This window comes from Aminobacter sp. P4_H6_2, from assembly GCF_056400805.1.
This window is the reverse complement of sequence record NZ_JBFUKO010000841.1, coordinates 1-1,927: the sequence shown is the minus strand read 5'-3', so window position 1 is coordinate 1,927 and position 1,927 is coordinate 1. Positions and strand designations below refer to the sequence as shown.

4 protein-coding genes are annotated in these 1,927 nt (G+C 58.7%); all 4 read right to left on the bottom strand.

The genetic code is table 11. The features are described 5' to 3' along the window. Positions 1-105 (bottom strand): biotin/lipoyl-containing protein (locus tag AC1DUU_RS30800; protein WP_476787106.1); only part of this gene is annotated, 105 nt, incomplete at its 3' end. Positions 106-119: 14 nt separating this feature from the next. After that, positions 120-1,163, bottom strand: a complete 1,044-nt coding sequence (gene pdhA / locus AC1DUU_RS30795; RefSeq protein ID WP_476787103.1) for a pyruvate dehydrogenase (acetyl-transferring) E1 component subunit alpha — start codon at positions 1,161-1,163, stop codon at positions 120-122. A gap of 174 nt (positions 1,164-1,337) precedes the next feature. Then, the gene (locus AC1DUU_RS30790) at positions 1,338-1,667 is read right to left on the bottom strand and encodes an FtsB family cell division protein (protein WP_476787105.1); all 330 of its coding nucleotides are present in this window, start codon (positions 1,665-1,667) and stop codon (positions 1,338-1,340) included. 89 nt (positions 1,668-1,756) lie between these two features. Beyond that, complete coding sequence (locus AC1DUU_RS30785; protein ID WP_476787104.1) at positions 1,757-1,921, bottom strand: DUF6636 domain-containing protein; 165 nt, start codon at positions 1,919-1,921, stop codon at positions 1,757-1,759. Between the last annotated feature and the right edge of the window lie 6 nt (positions 1,922-1,927).

Sequence of the window (1,927 nt, the reverse complement as noted above, 5' to 3'; positions counted from 1 at the left end):
GACATCGCCAGCGACAATTTTGTCGCCTTCGTTCTTCAACCACTTCGACAGATTGCCCTCTTCCATCGTCGGCGAGAGCGCAGGCATGAGAATTTCGATCGGCATGTTCGCGCCCTCCCTTAGATCAAGATATCGGTCCAGAGCTCGGAAGCATCCGGCTCGGGATCGGTCTGAGCAAAGTCTGCGGCGTCAGCCACAATGTCGCGAACATCCTTGTCGACCGCCTTGAGATCGTCCTCGGTCGCCCACTTCTTGGCGATGAGGCGCGCCTTGACCTGTTCGATCGGGTCGTGCTCCGAGCGCATCTTCTGCACTTCGTCCTTGGAGCGGTATTTTGCCGGGTCGGACATCGAGTGACCGCGATAGCGGTAAGTTTCCATCTCGAGGATGATCGGACCGTTGCCCGAACGGCACCATTCGGTGGCGAGATCGCCGGCGGCCTTGACCGCGCGCACGTCCATGCCGTCGACCTTGATGCCCGGAATCTTGAAGGACACGCCGCGCTGCGAGAAATCCGTCTCGGCCGAAGCACGCGTAACGGCGGTGCCCATGGCGTAGCGGTTGTTTTCGATGACGTAGATCACCGGCAGCTTCCACAGCGCGGCCATGTTGAAGCTCTCGTAGACCTGGCCCTGGTTGGCAGCGCCGTCGCCGAAATAGGTCACCGAGACATTCGGGTTCTCGCGGTAGCGATTGGCAAAGGCCAGACCGGTCCCAAGTGACACCTGGGCGCCGACGATGCCGTGGCCGCCGTAGAAATGCTTTTCCTTGGAGAACATGTGCATGGAGCCGCCCTTGCCTTTCGACAAGCCGCCCCGACGCCCGGTCAATTCGGCCATGACGCCTCGCGCCGACAGCCCCATGGCCAGCATGTGGCCGTGGTCACGATAGGCAGTGATCATCTGATCGCCTTCGATCAGCGACATCTGGAGGCCGGTGACGACAGCCTCCTGGCCGATGTAAAGGTGGCAAAAGCCGCCGATGAAGCCCATGCCGTAGAGCTGGCCGGCCTTTTCTTCGAAGCGGCGGATGAGCAGCATCTCGCGGTAGGCCGCGACATCCTGTTCCTTGGTGAAATCGACCGGTTTGGGCGTTACCGGAGCAGATAGAGATTTTGTGTCAGATTTGGTTTTGGCAGGCGCTTTTCTGGCGGCGGTGGCCATGCATCACTCCCTAGTGGCGTCTCTTTGCGGACAATGAGGAGATCATGCATAATCTCTCCTCTCCATGACCAAAACGCTAGCATGTAGAATGACGCTGCGCCATGCGGAAAAATGCATAGCAGGCATGCGGTTAAGCGCCTAAAAACGTTGGATTTCTTGTTCATTAACTTGAAGTCAGTTAATGCGGCGCTCGGATGGCCGCATTATGGTCAGCTCATCTGCATGGGACATATTGAGGGCGTTTCGCGCCTGCTCGTCAAGCATGTCCTTTTCCAGCGAGCCGTCATGCAGCATCTGCACCCGCCGTTCGACAGACATGCGATGTGCCCTGACCGTATCGAGCTTGGCCTGAAGCTCGACCGCGCGCGCCTCGAGCCGATACTTGGAATAGATGCCGAATTCGCCATGATAGGCATGAAAGCCGAAATAGGACAAAAACATCACTGCCAAGGCAGGGACGATGAAGCGGCCGGTGTTTGTCTGCTTGTGCTGGCGTGTCCACATGGTGCGCAAAACCTCTCGCACCCTTGTCGCTCCATCATACTTAATGCCGGGTTACGACAGGCTCGTTCCGCGCGAAAAACGAGTCGAATTCAAAACAGCCGCTGCCGCGCCCGCGAAAGCTCAAATCCCGCACCCCGCCCATTGGTGCAGGTCACGCCCGAGCGCTCGGAGACGCAGCTGATGTTTCCGCGCTCGAAAGTCTCGCCGTAGGCCAGCTCCGGATAATCGCCGACGATGGTGTCGCCGACGCACATCAGCAC